This is a genomic window from Pseudomonas syringae group sp. J309-1 (assembly GCF_032582135.1).
Taxonomy (GTDB): Bacteria; Pseudomonadota; Gammaproteobacteria; order Pseudomonadales; family Pseudomonadaceae; genus Aquipseudomonas; species Aquipseudomonas quasicaspiana.
Window position 1 is genome coordinate 1 of the sequence record NZ_JAWHNU010000165.1, and the last position, 522, is coordinate 522.

The following is a 522-nucleotide window of genomic DNA, read 5'->3' on the forward strand; positions in this document are numbered from 1 at the left end:
CGTCGGCCGCAATCTGGAGGCGTAACGTCATGGCGCGGATGGTCACGACACGGCGCAAGGTGATCTCGACGGCAGCCGCCTGGCTGGTCGGCTTCCTGATCTTCTTCCCGATCCTGTGGATGGTGCTGGCGAGCTTCAAGACCGAACTCGAGGCGTTCGCGATTCCGCCATCGTTCCTGTTCTTCCACTGGACCACGGAGAACTACGTCACGGTGCAGGAGCGCAGCGATTATTTACACCATGCGCTCAACTCGATCATCATTGCAGGGGGATCGACCCTGATCGCGATGCTGATCGCGATCCCGGCGGCATGGTCGATGGCGTTCTCGCCGACCAAGCGCACCAAGGACGTGCTGCTCTGGATGCTGTCGACCAAGATGATGCCGCCGGTCGGCGTGCTGGTGCCGATCTACCTGATCTTCCGGACCGTCGGCCTGCTCGACACCCGGACCGGCCTGGTCTTCATCCTGTGCCTCGGCAATCTGCCGATCGTGATCTGGATGCTGTTCACCTATTTCAAGG

Annotated in this window: 1 pseudogene; it reads left to right on the forward strand. The window is 61.1% G+C overall.

Features of this window, described 5'->3' with window-relative positions:
• Positions 1-29: 29 nt before the first annotated feature.
• A pseudogene (locus RX972_RS29255) lies at positions 30-522 on the forward strand (carbohydrate ABC transporter permease); the annotation flags it as partial.